Raw genomic sequence first — 14,168 nt, forward strand, 5'->3', positions numbered from 1 at the left:
GGAATCATCCCGCCTTTGATGACCAGCGCTTAACCTCTGGATCGAACGGGAATTCCCATGCGTCGCCGCGTCTCGCGACTCGCCATCCAACATCTTTCTGCCGGCTCGCGTATCCTTCTCGGATCCGCCAAGCCCTGGCCTGGCTTCGAGCACAGCCTCAAGTCGTATGTTCTGGTCGAGCGCGACGGCGACGCTATTAGCCTCCGCGACGACCATGGCGAGATCCACAAACATCCGCTCCAGGAAGGCCGGCCGACCGATCCGCTGACAAGCGAGATCTATTGGGCCGGCCCTCTGCCGACGCCGCAAACGGGGCTTTTCTCCATCGCGTGGGCCCGCCTTCTGAATTCGGCCGGACGTTCAGCTGTCATGCTGCACATGCTGCGCTTTGACGGCGCCCACGCAACCGCTGAGTTCGTCTTCCCAGCCTATGCTGCGCAATCGCATGAAGGATTGGATCACTTCACGAACTTGGTCTCCGAGAGAGACAAGCCGTTCGAGGGCGAGATCGTCGGGTCGGCCGCGTTCCACCGGCAGCACGTCCTTGTGACGTTGCCGAACGGCTTTCACGCTCGCCCAGGAGACTTGGTCGGCGCCACCTCGATCAAGCTGGAGATGACACCGGAAGGCGTCTTCCTCGCCGAGCTAGAGGCCCCCGTGATCCTTCGCTTCTTCAGGACCCGTGAGGAACTGGGCGAAGCGCTGCCCACTTGGTCCGTCTCGGCGGTCAATCCCTTCGAATTCGGCCCGGCGGACGACCGGGAGTTCGACCGTCTGCTCGGAGCCGCGCGCGCCAGGACGGAGCCAAACGAGGCGATCGTCTACCGGTTTGAGCACGATGGCACCCATATCGTAGCGGGGAGGGGAGCTCTCTTCTTCGATACCGGCGCGGCCGAGGACACGCTGTCGAATCATCGCTGCGCACCCGGCCTATGGATCGTCGAGCAGGCGACCGGCTGGTCGCATCAATGCCTCGAGGGCGAAGTCGATTTCGGGATCGACGCAACCTGGCGCCCGGCGACGTCGGCTAACGTGCTGCGCTTCGGTCTCACACCCGAACAGGTCTCGCAGACAATCGCCGAGCTGCGCGAGATCGATCCACTGCCCACGCTCTGTGATGAAGCGATCGACGCTGCATGCGCTGCCGGCGGACCCAGCCCGGGTCTCACGATCGGCTAATCAGGCAGCCGGCCTGCCATAGGCGTAGCGCGGCGTGCCGTACTGCAGCAGCTCCGGCGAGCCGACGACTTCCTTCCAAAGGGCAAGCGCCTCGGCAAGCGTGAATCGCGTCGCCTTCAGGTGCTCCTCGGTCCTCCCGGACGGAAGGCCTTCATAGACGAAGTCGCGATGCTCGCGATCAAGGACGAAGCCGTGTCGGGCGATCGCCCAGTAGTCCTCGTCGTGGTAGCCCCGACGTTCGAGGTAGACCTGTGGTGCTCCGCGGCTATCCGCGAGCAAAACGTAGGAGGCGACCGGCGGGAGCTCGGTTGCGGGGGCGTTGTCCTGTTGCATGGTACTCTCAGGCTAGTTTAGGGGCGTCTCGGCGCGGACGCTGACGGATGATCCTCGCGGGCATGCGAGGCTGCATGTGGCAGCAGCGAGGGTCGGGCGGCTCCATCACCGGGCCCAAAACGCAAGTTCGGAATACCCGGTCCGGATATCGTGGAGATCGAAGCCGAAGGGCGCGATGACCAGATAAATCAGGACAATCATCGCCTTCGCCATCGGATCGATCATGAAGATCAAGAATATCGCCGTGAACCCGGCGATCGACCGCGTCAGAGCGTCCGGCCGCCAAGCTTCCGGTAGCCACTGTTCGATCGCTCCAAAACCGTCGAAGGATGGCACCGGCAAAAGGTTGATCACGACCGAGCTCGCCTGAAGCCATGCCATGAGAACGACCGAAGACCGGAGTTCCACTGCAGCGTCATCCGACAGGCAGGCATGGAAAATGGCCAAAGCCCCCAGGAACGCGAAGTTCGCCGCCGGGCCGGCGAGATAGACGAGAGAGCGGTGCAGCCGCCGACTGATGGCGCCGAGATCGACATAGACCCGCGCGCCGGGCAACACGAAGAAGCCACCTAGCAGGAAAACCAGGGGAAGCAGGAACGTCCCGAGCGGGTCCGCAAAGCTCACAGGATCCAGCGCCAGATGCGATCTGTGACGACTTTCATCGTCGCCAAATCGTACCGCCGCCCAGGCATGCGCGCCCTCGTGGAAACAAAGACCGAGGAGCCAGCCGAAAACGACGAAGACAAAGACGAGCGGCATCCCTGGCAGCCAGCCGAGCGACAACGAGAGACCCGCTCCCGCGAAGACCCCAAGGACCAGCAGGAAATTCGGGCTCAACGAGCTGTCATCGCGGGTGACGGCGTCCACATGCGGCTCCGGCAAATCGAATCCACGCATCATCCATGAGAACTCTGAAAGCCAACAGGATTGCATATCGATTCCTTGAGGATTCGGTGGATAGCCGCTCTTCCCGGTGAATTTCTCCCCAGTCCACGTCTTTCTCCCCGTCACTCCTTGTGGCGCGCCCCGCAGCCACCGATGCTCGATTGCAACGAGTGAGGACCCATGCTGACTGACACCATCGAACTGGACGCCAACGCGAGCGACGAAATCCGCCGCTGCGCCGAGGAACTGAACCTGCCTCCGGAAGGCACGGCGCTGATCCTGGCGGCCGCACGCGCCGAGGCCGAATCCGAACCGGCTTCGGAGGCTTACGCTCGTCTCCTCGCTGAGATCGACGCGCGGACCGATCTCTCACCGATCGATCGAGATGCGCTGCTTCAGGCACTGAACTACTTCGGCCAGTTCGTGACGACGCTGCCGGTCATGGTGGTCGACCACGCCTGGCTTCCCGACACCGGGGGCGAGGGCATCTACATCGCTTCCAAGGCCATCCACGGGCCGCGCTGGCGCGATCTGCGCGCGTCTGGCGTTCCCATCATCTCGACCTGGATCGACGAGGCCGAGGTGGGGTTGACGAATGACTGGTCGGATCTCTGGGTCCGTTCGGCCACGGAGGCGGCCGCCGCGCGCGCACTCATCCTCTTCCGACTTCCGGACGAGCAGCACGCCGGCGCTCTCATCGAGGCTGGCTGCGCCATCCGGCAGGGGCGACCCGTCTTTGCCGTCGGCTGGGACCATGCCTCCTTCCGACACCACCCGCTCGTTCGAGCGGTTGACACGCTGGAGGAAGCGCTCGACCTGGCACTCGCTGTGTAGGACCAGAATTCGGCGCTTGATGCTCGCTTCAGGGCACCTCACCCTGAACGAAGGAAGAACGGCCTGAGAATCGACGGTGCCGGAACAACGAAGGCTTCATGACCATGACGCAGATCACCAATCAGATTGCCGCCGAGCTCGCGGTGCGGCCGGAGCAGGTCCAAGCGGTGATCGACCTCCTCGGCGAGGGCGCCACGGTTCCGTTTATTGCGAGGTACCGGAAGCATCTCCATGGCGATCTGGACGATCAGCAGATCCGCGTCATCGAGGAGCGTCGCGGCTACCTCGTCGAGATGAGTGAGCGCCGCGAGACCATTCTCGGAACCATCTCGGAGCAGGGAAAGCTCACCGACGAGCTCAAGGCAGCGATCCTTCGCGCCGCGACCAAGGCCGAGCTGGAGGATCTCTATCTGCCCTACCGCCCCAAGCGGCGCACCAAGGCACAGATCGCCCTGGAAGCGGGCCTGGGGCCGTTGGCGGATGCTCTGCTGGCTCACCCCGAGCGTGACCCGAATGTGCAGGCTGGCTGCTTCCTCAAGCCCGACGCGGCGATCGATACGCCGCAGGCGGCGCTCGAAGGCGCGCGTGCCATCCTCAGCGAACGCTTCTCGGAGGACGCCAAGCTGCTCGGCCGGCTGCGCGACCTCTACTGGCGCCAGGGCGAACTCGTCGCCAAGGTGAAGGAAGGCAAGGAGGAGGCTGGCTCGAAGTTCCGGGATCTCTTCGATTACGCCAGCCCGCTGATGAAGGCCCCTTCGCATCGCGTCCTCGCGGCATTCCGGGGCGAGAAGGAAGACTTCCTCGACGTCCGGCTGCGACCCGAGCCGGAGGAGGGCGCGGTCGGCTATATCTCGGCCATCGCAAGCCACTTCAAGATCGCCGACAAAGGGCGGCCGGGCGACCGCTGGCTTCTCGACACCGCCCGCTGGGCGTGGCGCACCAAGATCGAGCTCCACCTCAACGTGGCACTTCGCATGGATCTCTGGGAGCGAGCCGAACGCGAGGCGATCGAGCTCTTCGCTGTCAACCTCCGGAGCTTGCTGTTCGCTGCGCCGGCCGGATCCAAGCGTGTCCTGGCTCTCGATCCCGGCTTCAAGGCCGGTGTGAAGATGGCCGTGATGGATGCGACCGGTCGCGTTCTCGACTTCGCCACGGTCTATCCGTTCGTACCTCATCATCGGAGCGAGGAAGCGCAGCAGAGCATCCGCGCGCTCATCCGCAAGCACAGTGTCGAGCTCATCGCGATCGGCAACGGAACCGCGTCCCGCGAGACCGAGCGCCTGGTCGCCGAGATCCTCAAGCGCTGGCCGGAGATCAAGGCCACGAAAGTGGTGGTGTCTGAAGCCGGCGCCTCCGTCTACAGCGCCAGCGAATATGCTTCCCGAGAGCTTCCTGATCTGGACGTCTCGATCCGCGGGGCGGTGTCGATCGGACGCCGGCTTCAAGACCCGATGGCAGAACTGATCAAGATCGAACCGCGCAGCATCGGTGTCGGCAGCTACCAGCACGACGTCAGCCAGACCCTTCTCGCCAAGCGCCTCGATGCGACGGTTGAGGACACGGTCAATGCAGTCGGCGTGGAGCTTAACACCGCTTCTTCGAAGCTGCTCGCTCGTGTTTCAGGCATCGGCGAAAGCCTGGCCGAGAACATCGTCGCCTATCGCGACGCGAACGGCCCCTTCCGCAATCGCGAGGCGCTCCGGAACGTCCCGCGTCTCGGCCCCAAGGCGTTCGAGCTCGCGGCCGGCTTCCTGCGCATCCAGGATAGCGATCAGCCGCTCGATCGCTCCGGCGTCCACCCGGAAGCCTATCCCGTGGTGGACCGCATCCTCAGCAAGCTCGGCGACGAGCTGAAGTCGATCCTCGGCAACTCTGCCCGGCTCAGCAAGCTGCGCGCGTCCGACTTCGCCGACGAGAGGTTTCCGCCTGCGGCCGTGGCAGATATCCTGACCGAGCTGGCTAAGCCCGGGCGCGACCCGCGGCCCGATTTTCGGACCGTCGAATTCGCCGACGGCGTGGAGGACATCAAGGACCTGGAGCCCGGCATGGTCCTGCCCGGAATCGTGACAAACATCGTAAACTACGGCGTTTTCGTCGATTTGGGTGTTCATGAGGACGGCTTGGTACACATCTCCCAGCTCTCCTCGACGGGCTTCGTCAAGGACCCGAACTCGGTCGTGAAGATCGGCGAACCCGTGCGCGTTCGTGTGGTCGACGTTGACCTCCCTCGGAAACGCATCTCGCTCAGCATGCGCCTCGGCGAGGCGAACGAGCCGGCGCCGCCCAGAGCGGCCGCTGCCCCGGGCCGGATGCCGAAGAAGCCCATGCAGAGCCAGAGCTCCACCTCGGGCAATGCATTCGCAGAAGCGTTCGCCCGCGCGGGACTGCGCAAATGAGGGCGAAGGTTGAGCACGGCTTCTCGATCCGCTGGGGCGACAGAACGATCTCCGCCTCCGGCTTCGAAAGCCGCGAAGCCATGGAGGCAGCCCGCTCCGCCGAGTTCGCATCGATGCGCGAGCTCGGCTGGACTCTTCCGCGCTGGTGGCAGCTTTGGCGGCGCTGCGACACGCGACCCTGAGCCTCTTGCCGTTTGGCATATTTAAGACTACATTCTGCCAAAGTGAGGCAGAACGATGCTCGTTGAGATCCCCCGCACCGCTGCGCAACCGGACGTTCCGCAGATTTCCCCGGAAGAGGCCGCAGCAGCGGCCAGGGCCGTGATCAACCTCTTCGACAGGTGGAAGATCAGCGACGCGATCGCTCGCGAGATCCTGGGAGGCCTTCCCTCGCGGACCTACGCCAGGTGGAAGACGGGTGAGCTCGGTCGGATCGATCGCGATCTTGCCACCCGGCTCTCGCTTCTGATGGGCATCCACAAGGGGCTGCGCATCCTCTTCACGGATCCCGAGCGCGGCTACGCCTGGGTCAGCAAGCCCAACGACGCCTTCGGCGGCCGGACGCCGGTGGACATCATGGCCGAGGGCAGCATCTTCTCGCTGGCGCGCGTCCGCTCGTACCTCGACGCCGAGCGCGGTGGCTGGTGAGCACTGCAGCCCCCGCGATCACCCGCATCCAGTGGCCTCGCGCATACCGGATCATCCGCTCTGCCTTCCCGCCAATCGATCTGTTCGAGGACATCGCCGACCCGCGCGACTGGGAAGCGCTCGCCTCCATCGAGTCGAAGTCCAATCCACGCATTTGGGAGCAGCTCGGCCGGCTTGAGTTGGTGCCGCCCTCTCGCCGCGTGAACGGCCCAGGTGCCAGCCTGCTGATGGCACCTTTCGTCCATATCAGCACGGATCGGCCCGGCCGCTTCACCGATGGCACCTATGGCGTCTACAGCGCCGCCAATGCGGAGGAGGTCGCCATCCGTGAAGTCGCGCACCACTTCGGACGGGCGATGGCAAACAGCCGAGAGACGGCGGGCTGGACCTCGCAGTTTCGCGTTCTGATCAATGCTATCGATCTCGACTTGCACGATGTCCGAAGCTCGCCGGCGATGCATCATGCATCGAGCTACGAAGCGCCTCAGGCGCTCGCGCGCGGCCTGCGGGCAAACGGATCGAACGGAATCGTCTATCAGAGCGTACGGGCCGCCGGCGGGGAGTGTGCAGCCATCTTCTGGCCGAACCTGATCCCGATCCCGCTACAGGGCGACCACTACGATTATCACTGGGACGGCTCGCGCGTGGACATGGTCCGCAACTGCCGCACGCACGCGATCTTCGGGCTCTAGCTCAGAATCTGGGTGCCGGAGCTGGGCTTCGCTCTTTGATCAGCCCATATTTGACTCCGGATATGTAAACTGCGGCAGGCAGCATGTCTTCCGGCAGCGCGATCCTTGACCACTCACGAGCGGTCCGCGTCGTGCCCGGCTGGAAGGCGTCGCTCGGGCAGGTTTCGCCGGTCCTGAGAAGCTCGTAGCCGCGCTCGGTAATACTCACGACCTCCCATCCGCCTCGGAGAACCCCGCGGACGTAATCGAACAGACCCGCCCGGATCATCGGTAGGAAAGCCCTGTTCGAGACGCCCTCGGGATTCACATTGCCACGGCAGTAGACCAGCCATTCGTCGCGAGTGAGCGCGACTGCGATGCCATCGAGCGGCGGTCGCATGAACACGAACAGGCGTCCGCGATCCGGAAGAGCCTTGATATCGGGCACCGTCCATGCGTCGAAGAGGTGCTTGCGGAGGTAGCTCAGGCTCTCTCTCGACGTCGCCGGCAGATCCATCTCCGTGAACCTGGCACTCGGCAGCGGCGCGTCCCGCCCTGCTGTAAGATCCAGCTTGGCACCCTCCAGACCCGCCTTGTAGGCCTGCTCCATCATGCGCGCGATGGCTCCAGGCCCATCGGTGATCACACCCTCGCGCTTCGCGAGCAGAAAATCCTTCGCCATCGCGCGGAATACGTTCTTGCGGCGGCCGGCATCGGCAACATCCGGCGCGTCAATTTTATCTTTGAAATCGATATGGGTCATGACAGCTCCTGCTCGATGGCAGTGTGCTAGGCTTCCTTGCAAGTGACGATCTCTCGAACGCGCAGGATCGCCGCAACCAAGGCCCGCGCCAGCGTCTCGTCGGATCCAGGCCGCAGCTCGACCTCAAGCCCCTCGTTCCAGACATCGATCTCGGGCGGAAATTCTCGATGAAGACGCAGGGCATGCTCCGGAGAGCCATGATCCGGACAGATCCGAACCTCACTGGATACCCAGCACGAACCTCCCCGCCACCACCATCCCGGCAAAACCTCACGGAACAGTGCGAGGGCGGCATCGAAGCTCGTCAGGATCGCCGGTGAACTATCGTAGGCGACCAGGTCCTTCGGATCGCGCCGGAGCCAGCGATCCTCAAACTGGACCCAGACGTCGCCTTCCTTCGCGACGAGAACCCGCCACACGAGGGATTCCAGCTCAACGTCTGGCCCGCGGCCTTCCTCGACGCGCGAGATGAGGCTGGAAAGAGAGGATCTGCTCACTGGATCTCTCCGACGACCGGGAGAATGTCCTTGCGAGTTACCGCAATCGTCCCGGTGTAGCCCACGGCCCCGGCGATCGACAGCATCGCGCGCCAAGTCCAAGGCGCGTGACGCCATCTCGAAAAGCCTAAGAGATCGGCCGCGAACAGCCCGCGACCCGCGGACGGTCCGAGCTCAACGAACTTGTCCTCAAGGGTGAAGGCTGAGAGATCCAGGCGTTCGACGGGGATCGCGAAAACGATCGGGCGCGCGGCCTCGAACTCAGCCATGCAGAGCGCGTGATACTCAGCCGACTCGCGCTCGTCCGTCAGGCACGTCATCAGCACCGCCCCCGTCATATGGGACGGCAGCAGGCCCTCTCCGAGCTTCCGACGCAGGAATTTGGTCGAGGTGCCATGATAAAGGATTTGCGGAAGGCTCATTCGCCGATTGGCGCATGAAGCCGCGCCAAAGGCCACATCCCGCCCGGGCGCCATCCACGTCCTTCGCCCCTAATGCGTGGAGAATTCGCTGAGATCGAGACCCCATTCCAGTGCGCAGTACGCCTCAGCGAAGTGCTGCTCCAGCGGATCCTCTACCTCGACAAACTTGACCGTCATCGCGGCAACCAGCGCAACCTGGCGGCGGAACTCAATCGCGAAGGACTCCGTCTGCATAAGATGCCCTCGCGATCCTTCCTTCTTGTAGGTGGCGACATGCCCGAGAACACCTCTCGTCCTTTTGAAGGCATAGGTGGCTTTCAGGTGCGAGACGGCGCGATGCCCCTTGATGCGTTGCACGATATCGCGCGTCCGGCCGACGTGAACGCAAACTCCATCCTCGAAGAAGGCGTAGATCCCTGGCGCCTTGCGGCGACCGATCGATTTCAGATCGAGAGGCTCGCTGGCTTCGAGCTCGCGGAAAATTTCTGGGGCGCGAGCGACCGTCGCGGCGAATCGAGCATTCATTGGGGCCTCACTCCCCCATTCATGACGGGTGATGCTTCTTCGGCGCAAGCGGAGGGGAGAGGCGCGACGCCTAGTCGATGGATGATACTGATCTAAGGCGAAATCCGTGTCTGCCTTAGATCAGTATCACAGAGATGCCGGTCTCGCGCGGCCGAGCGCCTGCCCTTTCGACCGTCGCCAAAAAACAAGGGGACGACCGCTCGAAAACAGGAGCAGGGCCTGCGGGTACGCGCAATCTGACCTAATTGTTGCAAGCCGCCTGAAAGGATTGCCCGGCAATCCTTCACCCAGGAGCGCCTATCCTTGCCACTTCTGAAGAGCGCGAATTGACCCGCCCAGCCGACACTCCCGTAGCTCGCATCTTGCAGACGGTATTGCGTCTCGATGCAGACCAGGATCCGGCCACCCGCCGCATGTATCCTCGACACGACCTGCGCCTGAAGGGCCGCTGCATGTTCTGGAACATGAGCGAGCATCTTTGTGAGTCCGTGAACATCTCCGCGACAGGCCTTGCGGTTGCCTGCAGCCATCCAGCGCGCGCCGGCGACCGTGTCGTCATCTATCTGGATCGGCTTGGTCGTCTGGAAGGATCGATCATCAGGGCAACGAGTGGCGCCTTCGCCGTCACCCTGATCAATAGCGTGCGCAAACGCGTGAAACTCGCCAGCCAGATCGAGCATCTGGTGAGCCTCCCTGCTGCGCAGCGCGTCGAGCACCGCATGAACGATCGCTTCGTACCAGACGATCGTGCCGCAACCGTCGCGCACGGCAAAGACATCCGCGATGCCATGATCATCGACGTCTCCCGAACCGGCATCGCGCTCAAAACAACCCTATCCGCCGGCATCGGTGACACTGTGGTGGTCGGCAAGAGGCTGTTCGGTCGCGTCGCTCGCCAGTTCCCCGGCGGCTTCGCCATTGCCTTCTCCGTGCCCGTCCCGGAATCGATCCTGCTGGAGGGGAAGGCCTTCGTTGCCGACGACGACAGGATCGCCGCATGACCTCGATTTCAGTCGACAGCGAGATCAAGCGCAATCAGCTGCTGACCCGGGCTATCAGCGCAGCCTCGATGCTGCTCTCCGCAACCCGCGCCGCGGCGAACCGTACCCCGGCCTGGGCAACATCGATCGACCGAGCCACCTCCGACGCAACGTGCCTCGCCAAGGAAGTTCTGCCGCACGGCTATCCCGACGATGCGAGCGACCTCTGGTATGCGAGCGACCCGGACGAGGCCGGTCTGGTCGAGATCTGGCAGTGGAACTCCCAGGCGGCGGTTCAGGCCGGCTGCATGCCCATTTCAAGCATCGCCACGGGCATCCCCGGGGAAACCGCCGGCGCGCTGATTACCGCGCATAACGCGACAATCACACTCCGCCGCCTCGGCGCGTCTCCAGCTAGAGACGCGTAAAAATCGACACACCTGCGTAAAAACGCGAATATCTTCGCGACTCCGTGTAAAACTAATAATCTACCCGCTTACGGTTTGAACGTGTTCGAGGAAGCGTTATCGACGCTGTAGACTTCCTGCACCACGGCTTCCATGCCCTCAAGCTCATCGTCGGAGAGCTCCGAGAACATCTTCTCTCGCTTCGCCTTCGATAGCCGGCCATGGTTCTGCATCACGAGCTTGGCAAAGAGGTCGAGGCGCTCCGGTCGCATGTCGACCACCTCCCTCATGCCAGCGACCATCCTGTCTCGAAGCGCGATCGAGGTGATCTCCTCCGGGATGCTGTAGTCGAGACAATAGGTCAGGCGGTTCGTGATGAAGGCTGCCTGGTGGCTCGCGTCGAAATGCCCGTAGAGATCACGCGTGTCGTTCACGACCTCAACGTTTCCGTTTGCCGTTCGCTCCCATTTGATCAGTCCGATGCGCTTCTCGTCGAAGGCCGTCAGGGTTTCCCTGTAGCCATCCATGTCAGCGAAGATAGCGTTCGAGATCGGCAAGGTGATGCCCTGGGGCTTCAACCCGTGCTGATTGAGGATGTGGTTGAGGATGTAGCGGTGCGTTCGGCCGTTTCCGTCTGCGAGCGGGTGAACCATCAACCAGCCAAAACTGACCGCCGTCGCGTGCGCGACCGGGTCGAACCCAGGCGTGTCCAACATGCGGCCATCGGCTGCGAAGATGCCCTCGACGAGCTCCTTGAGGTCCTCCGGTTTCGCGCCAATCCAATTTGGGATCAGCGAGTTGTCGATTTCCTCGCCGAGCCACACCCCATTATGCCGAATTCCTGTGGTAATCCAGCGAGAGTCGACGATCATTTTCTGCAGCCCGACCAGGAACGGCAGGTCGAGACGCGTCTTGCCGGAGTCGCTGACGAGGTTGCTCCATTTTTCAAGCTTGTCGACGGACGGATTCTCGTTCTCGATCGCGAAAGTCGATCGTGAATCCCGCAGAAGAAGCCGACGCCGCAGACGCGTGATGATGCCTGGCGGACCTTCGGCCAAAGCTGCGCTGGCCTTCTTGTTACACTCCTCGCGCAGGTCCCCCTGAAAGGTTGCGGAGCGGCGAACGAGCGGTGCAAAAACCGGCGTACCGGGAATGTTGTCACGAACGCGATGTCGCGGCGAATTGATCGGGCTCGCCGTGTGCCAGACCTCTGGATCCAGCGCGTCGATGTAGCCGCCGCCGGCGGTGGGGACATCCAGCTTCAGCCCCGTCAGCCACTCGTAGAAGAAGAACGCCTGGCGTGCATAAGCCCCCGTCGGGCTCTGCCGGATCATTTCAGCGACGAGCTCGGGATCGACCTTTAGAAACAGCTTGCGGAGGACGTGGAGATCCGTCGCCTCGTGCTTCAACGCGAAGACCAGGTGCTCGGCGAACGTCATGTCGCCTCGCAAGAGCCGCCCTCGCTCGCGATCATCGGTCCCGCGATACGTGACTTCGTAGACGGCATAGCCGCCGGCGGCCATGGTGTGGTTTCGGCCTCGTTCCGTTCGCTGGCGCGCATCCGACGTCACCGCGAGGACATCCGGCATCGGGACTTCGAGATCGAAATGATGGATGAGCGCCGAATAGCCCGTCAAAACCGTCCCGGACGGCTGACGATACCCGTGGCGACCGGTCTCACGAATGGCGCGGATCAGCATGGCTTTCCCTCTGCGGAAAAATCGTAATCTCCGCGGAAAAAACGTAACACATCCCTTTGAAAGGCAGGAGGTGCCCTCCGAACCAGGCGACCGACACCGCGAAAGAGCCTGCTGCATCGGCACTGCGGAAGCTACGACCTCGCTCGCAGCCCGCCTAACTGATTTCCCGCACCTGCAGAACCGGACGCCCTAGACGCCGTCGCAGCTCGTTTCCTGGGTGGCGCAGATGCGGTTGAGCCATCCGCTGAAGCGGTGCTCAGGGCTCGACACCAATGCCCATTGCCCGACGCAGTCGTGCAGCCGCGCTGACCTGACGAAACTGTCACTGTCAAAGTCGACTGCAGCCCGCACCGGACGCCCTCTGGCGCTGGCGACGTCGCGCCCCATGGGTGCCTGCGACTTCACGCTCAGATGCCGTCCCGATACCCAGCCTGCGCCATTGAAGACCTTCCGCCCAGGTGGCGCGAGGAGCGCGTTGTCGCGCGCGTTGCGGATCCGAAACCAGCCGTTCTGCGCGGCAACGACCTCCACCTCGACGAAGGAACGGATGGGAGGGTCATCGTCCGAGAGTGCCGGCGGAGGGAGCTTACCAACGATCGGCGAGCTGACATCTGGCCCCGCGCGAACATTCAGACCAGCCGGATCACTGTCTGTCACGAATGCGCCGAACGAACAGCTCCTGAGGATGCCGATCTCGGTAGCCCGAGAGCTCACCGCTCCAACCACGCAGGCCAAAGAAATCAATACGGCGCATGCAATCTTCACAGGCAGATCCCGACTCGATGGCGACACCACAATGCTACCCGCTGTTTCGCCTTCGGCGAATGCGTCGGTGGATGAAGCCCACATGCCCACTAGATGCATTCAAGAATCGGGTCGACAATTCATGTCGCAGGCGGAAAGGAGCCTTCTCCATGCTCGCTACGGACTTCCATCTCACCCATGGGTCGTTCAAGGCCTACGACACGAGCCTGATCGCCTATATCGACATCCCGTATCGGGACGACGGCGAGAAGCGTCACAGAGAACTCGCCCACCGGACGATCGATCTGATGCGAGCCAACGGGTTTCACATCGAACCCGATCCAGAGGTTCTGAGGCGCCACCGCTGCATCAGCAAGAACTATTTTACCGGCCATCGCGGCGACCTGAAGGTCCGGGTCGAAATCTGCGCGGTGAGCGTCATCGTCGAGTTCTGGCAGGACTTGGTAGTCGTCAACCGCAACGGTGGCCGCTACGATTTCAATAAGGTCACTCGGATGCCCTACCTGGTCCGGAAGGCCTTTGAGGGCATTTCGCGCAAGATCCTGGCGAGCTGGGAGCGCGAAGGGATGGAATTGATCAATCCCCCTGCCTCGGCCAACCCAGACCCCCTCGCGTATTTCAACTCGACGTGGATCAGCAGGGATGACGTGCGCGCCGGCCGGAATCGCTTCCAGCGCCGAGAAGATGGATGGCCCGCCGACCGGGAGATCGACTGCTGGGATCGCAGCGATGCCGATGGCAACCGGCTGGAACACTGCGCGGTGCGCTATTTCCGGACGCGTAACGGATGCCTGGCGCGCGCGGTCGTCGCCGGCGGGATCAACTCCCGGTGGCTGGCTGTCTACGGCCCGGGCGAGCGGGATTTCACCTATCTCTCGCACTACGAGCTCTTCTCCTTCCGGCCTGATCTCCCGCGGCGCGACAAGGGCGCATCCCGGCGCGAATGCGGGCTTCGGCGCCAGCTGAAGAGATGCCTCGAGGCGGGTGAAGTCGCACGCGCGGAATCGATCTCTCGATTGCTCCGGACCGAAGGGTTCGAGGTCGCTTCCAGCGCTGCCTAGGGCCCTTGCGGTTGTCGGCAGAGCTTCGAACCGGCAATCTCGGCCTATGGATTCCGATTCGGCGACAACTTGGCTCCATGAGAGGCTTCTCTCCAGCGACTT

At 63.1% G+C, this 14,168-nt stretch carries 17 protein-coding genes; 9 read left to right on the forward strand and 8 right to left on the reverse strand.

Annotation, left to right across the window (positions count from 1 at the left end; all coding sequences use genetic code 11):
- The first annotated feature begins 57 nt into the window (after positions 1-57).
- Complete coding sequence (locus tag ACODTJ_RS21150) at positions 58-1,179, forward strand: hypothetical protein (RefSeq protein ID WP_488849854.1); 1,122 nt, start codon at positions 58-60, stop codon at positions 1,177-1,179.
- Here the strand turns inward: ACODTJ_RS21150 and ACODTJ_RS21155 are convergent, their stop codons facing one another.
- Positions 1,180-1,512: a hypothetical protein gene (locus tag ACODTJ_RS21155; RefSeq protein ID WP_488849856.1), complete on the reverse strand. Its 333-nt coding sequence runs from the start codon at positions 1,510-1,512 to the stop codon at positions 1,180-1,182.
- A 105-nt stretch (positions 1,513-1,617) separates the two neighbouring features.
- Positions 1,618-2,379, reverse strand: a complete 762-nt coding sequence (locus ACODTJ_RS21160) for a site-2 protease family protein (protein ID WP_488849858.1) — start codon at positions 2,377-2,379, stop codon at positions 1,618-1,620.
- Positions 2,380-2,577: 198 nt separating this feature from the next.
- Here ACODTJ_RS21160 and ACODTJ_RS21165 point away from each other — a divergent pair, with 198 nt between their 5' ends.
- The 5 genes from ACODTJ_RS21165 to ACODTJ_RS21185 all read left to right on the forward strand — a co-directional run bounded on the left by ACODTJ_RS21165 (position 2,578) and on the right by ACODTJ_RS21185 (position 6,967).
- On the forward strand, positions 2,578-3,231 hold the full coding sequence (locus ACODTJ_RS21165) for a hypothetical protein (RefSeq protein ID WP_488849860.1): 654 nt from the start codon (positions 2,578-2,580) through the stop codon (positions 3,229-3,231).
- A 104-nt stretch (positions 3,232-3,335) separates the two neighbouring features.
- Complete coding sequence (locus tag ACODTJ_RS21170) at positions 3,336-5,627, forward strand: Tex family protein (protein WP_488850017.1); 2,292 nt, start codon at positions 3,336-3,338, stop codon at positions 5,625-5,627.
- The gene (locus tag ACODTJ_RS21175) at positions 5,624-5,809 is read left to right on the forward strand and encodes a hypothetical protein (RefSeq protein ID WP_488849862.1); all 186 of its coding nucleotides are present in this window, start codon (positions 5,624-5,626) and stop codon (positions 5,807-5,809) included. Before ACODTJ_RS21170 ends, ACODTJ_RS21175 begins: the two co-directional genes overlap by 4 nt.
- Positions 5,810-5,864: 55 nt before the next feature.
- Positions 5,865-6,275: an MbcA/ParS/Xre antitoxin family protein gene (locus ACODTJ_RS21180; protein WP_488849864.1), complete on the forward strand. Its 411-nt coding sequence runs from the start codon at positions 5,865-5,867 to the stop codon at positions 6,273-6,275.
- Positions 6,272-6,967, forward strand: a complete 696-nt coding sequence (locus tag ACODTJ_RS21185; protein ID WP_488849866.1) for an RES family NAD+ phosphorylase — start codon at positions 6,272-6,274, stop codon at positions 6,965-6,967. Before ACODTJ_RS21180 ends, ACODTJ_RS21185 begins: the two co-directional genes overlap by 4 nt.
- A 1-nt stretch (position 6,968) precedes the next feature.
- Here the strand turns inward: ACODTJ_RS21185 and ACODTJ_RS21190 are convergent, their stop codons facing one another.
- The 4 genes from ACODTJ_RS21190 to ACODTJ_RS21205 all read right to left on the reverse strand — a co-directional run bounded on the left by ACODTJ_RS21190 (position 6,969) and on the right by ACODTJ_RS21205 (position 9,153).
- Positions 6,969-7,709, reverse strand: coding sequence for a hypothetical protein (locus ACODTJ_RS21190; protein WP_488849868.1), 741 nt, complete (start codon positions 7,707-7,709; stop codon positions 6,969-6,971).
- Between the two features lie 26 nt (positions 7,710-7,735).
- Positions 7,736-8,128 carry a hypothetical protein gene (locus ACODTJ_RS21195; RefSeq protein WP_488849870.1) on the reverse strand — a complete coding sequence of 131 codons (393 nt, stop codon included), beginning with the start codon at positions 8,126-8,128 and terminating at the stop codon, positions 7,736-7,738.
- A 74-nt stretch (positions 8,129-8,202) separates the two neighbouring features.
- Positions 8,203-8,682: a hypothetical protein gene (locus tag ACODTJ_RS21200; protein WP_488849872.1), complete on the reverse strand. Its 480-nt coding sequence runs from the start codon at positions 8,680-8,682 to the stop codon at positions 8,203-8,205.
- A gap of 15 nt (positions 8,683-8,697) precedes the next feature.
- Positions 8,698-9,153 carry a GIY-YIG nuclease family protein gene (locus tag ACODTJ_RS21205; protein WP_488849874.1) on the reverse strand — a complete coding sequence of 152 codons (456 nt, stop codon included), beginning with the start codon at positions 9,151-9,153 and terminating at the stop codon, positions 8,698-8,700.
- A gap of 326 nt (positions 9,154-9,479) precedes the next feature.
- Here ACODTJ_RS21205 and ACODTJ_RS21210 point away from each other — a divergent pair, with 326 nt between their 5' ends.
- Both ACODTJ_RS21210 and ACODTJ_RS21215 read left to right on the forward strand, forming a co-directional pair.
- On the forward strand, positions 9,480-10,154 hold the full coding sequence (locus ACODTJ_RS21210) for a hypothetical protein (RefSeq protein WP_488849876.1): 675 nt from the start codon (positions 9,480-9,482) through the stop codon (positions 10,152-10,154).
- Positions 10,151-10,561, forward strand: a complete 411-nt coding sequence (locus tag ACODTJ_RS21215) for a hypothetical protein (protein ID WP_488849878.1) — start codon at positions 10,151-10,153, stop codon at positions 10,559-10,561. Before ACODTJ_RS21210 ends, ACODTJ_RS21215 begins: the two co-directional genes overlap by 4 nt.
- A gap of 68 nt (positions 10,562-10,629) precedes the next feature.
- On the opposite strand, the gene ACODTJ_RS21220 is transcribed toward ACODTJ_RS21215, so the two are convergent.
- Both ACODTJ_RS21220 and ACODTJ_RS21225 read right to left on the reverse strand, forming a co-directional pair.
- A complete protein-coding gene (locus tag ACODTJ_RS21220; RefSeq protein ID WP_488849880.1) occupies positions 10,630-12,240 on the reverse strand; it encodes a Fic family protein in 1,611 nt (536 codons plus the stop codon).
- Between the two features lie 189 nt (positions 12,241-12,429).
- Positions 12,430-13,005 carry an SH3 domain-containing protein gene (locus tag ACODTJ_RS21225; RefSeq protein WP_488849882.1) on the reverse strand — a complete coding sequence of 192 codons (576 nt, stop codon included), beginning with the start codon at positions 13,003-13,005 and terminating at the stop codon, positions 12,430-12,432.
- A 149-nt stretch (positions 13,006-13,154) separates the two neighbouring features.
- On the opposite strand from ACODTJ_RS21225, the gene ACODTJ_RS21230 reads away from it, so the two are divergent.
- Entirely contained in the window at positions 13,155-14,066 is a 912-nt protein-coding gene (locus ACODTJ_RS21230) for a hypothetical protein (RefSeq protein ID WP_488849884.1), read from the forward strand.
- The last annotated feature ends 102 nt before the right edge of the window (positions 14,067-14,168 follow it).

The organism is Allobosea sp. FG18 (assembly GCF_057809495.1).

Coding starts and splice junctions, on each gene's coding strand:
- ACODTJ_RS21150 (WP_488849854.1), top strand. CDS start 58: ATGCGTCGCCGCGTCTCGCGACTCGCCATCCAACATCTTTCTGCCGGC.
- ACODTJ_RS21155 (WP_488849856.1), bottom strand. CDS start 1,512: ATGCAACAGGACAACGCCCCCGCAACCGAGCTCCCGCCGGTCGCCTCC.
- ACODTJ_RS21165 (WP_488849860.1), top strand. CDS start 2,578: ATGCTGACTGACACCATCGAACTGGACGCCAACGCGAGCGACGAAATC.
- ACODTJ_RS21170 (WP_488850017.1), top strand. CDS start 3,336: ATGACGCAGATCACCAATCAGATTGCCGCCGAGCTCGCGGTGCGGCCG.
- ACODTJ_RS21175 (WP_488849862.1), top strand. CDS start 5,624: ATGAGGGCGAAGGTTGAGCACGGCTTCTCGATCCGCTGGGGCGACAGA.
- ACODTJ_RS21180 (WP_488849864.1), top strand. CDS start 5,865: ATGCTCGTTGAGATCCCCCGCACCGCTGCGCAACCGGACGTTCCGCAG.
- ACODTJ_RS21190 (WP_488849868.1), bottom strand. CDS start 7,709: ATGACCCATATCGATTTCAAAGATAAAATTGACGCGCCGGATGTTGCC.
- ACODTJ_RS21200 (WP_488849872.1), bottom strand. CDS start 8,682: ATGGCGCCCGGGCGGGATGTGGCCTTTGGCGCGGCTTCATGCGCCAAT.
- ACODTJ_RS21205 (WP_488849874.1), bottom strand. CDS start 9,153: ATGAATGCTCGATTCGCCGCGACGGTCGCTCGCGCCCCAGAAATTTTC.
- ACODTJ_RS21215 (WP_488849878.1), top strand. CDS start 10,151: ATGACCTCGATTTCAGTCGACAGCGAGATCAAGCGCAATCAGCTGCTG.
- ACODTJ_RS21220 (WP_488849880.1), bottom strand. CDS start 12,240: ATGCTGATCCGCGCCATTCGTGAGACCGGTCGCCACGGGTATCGTCAG.
- ACODTJ_RS21230 (WP_488849884.1), top strand. CDS start 13,155: ATGCTCGCTACGGACTTCCATCTCACCCATGGGTCGTTCAAGGCCTAC.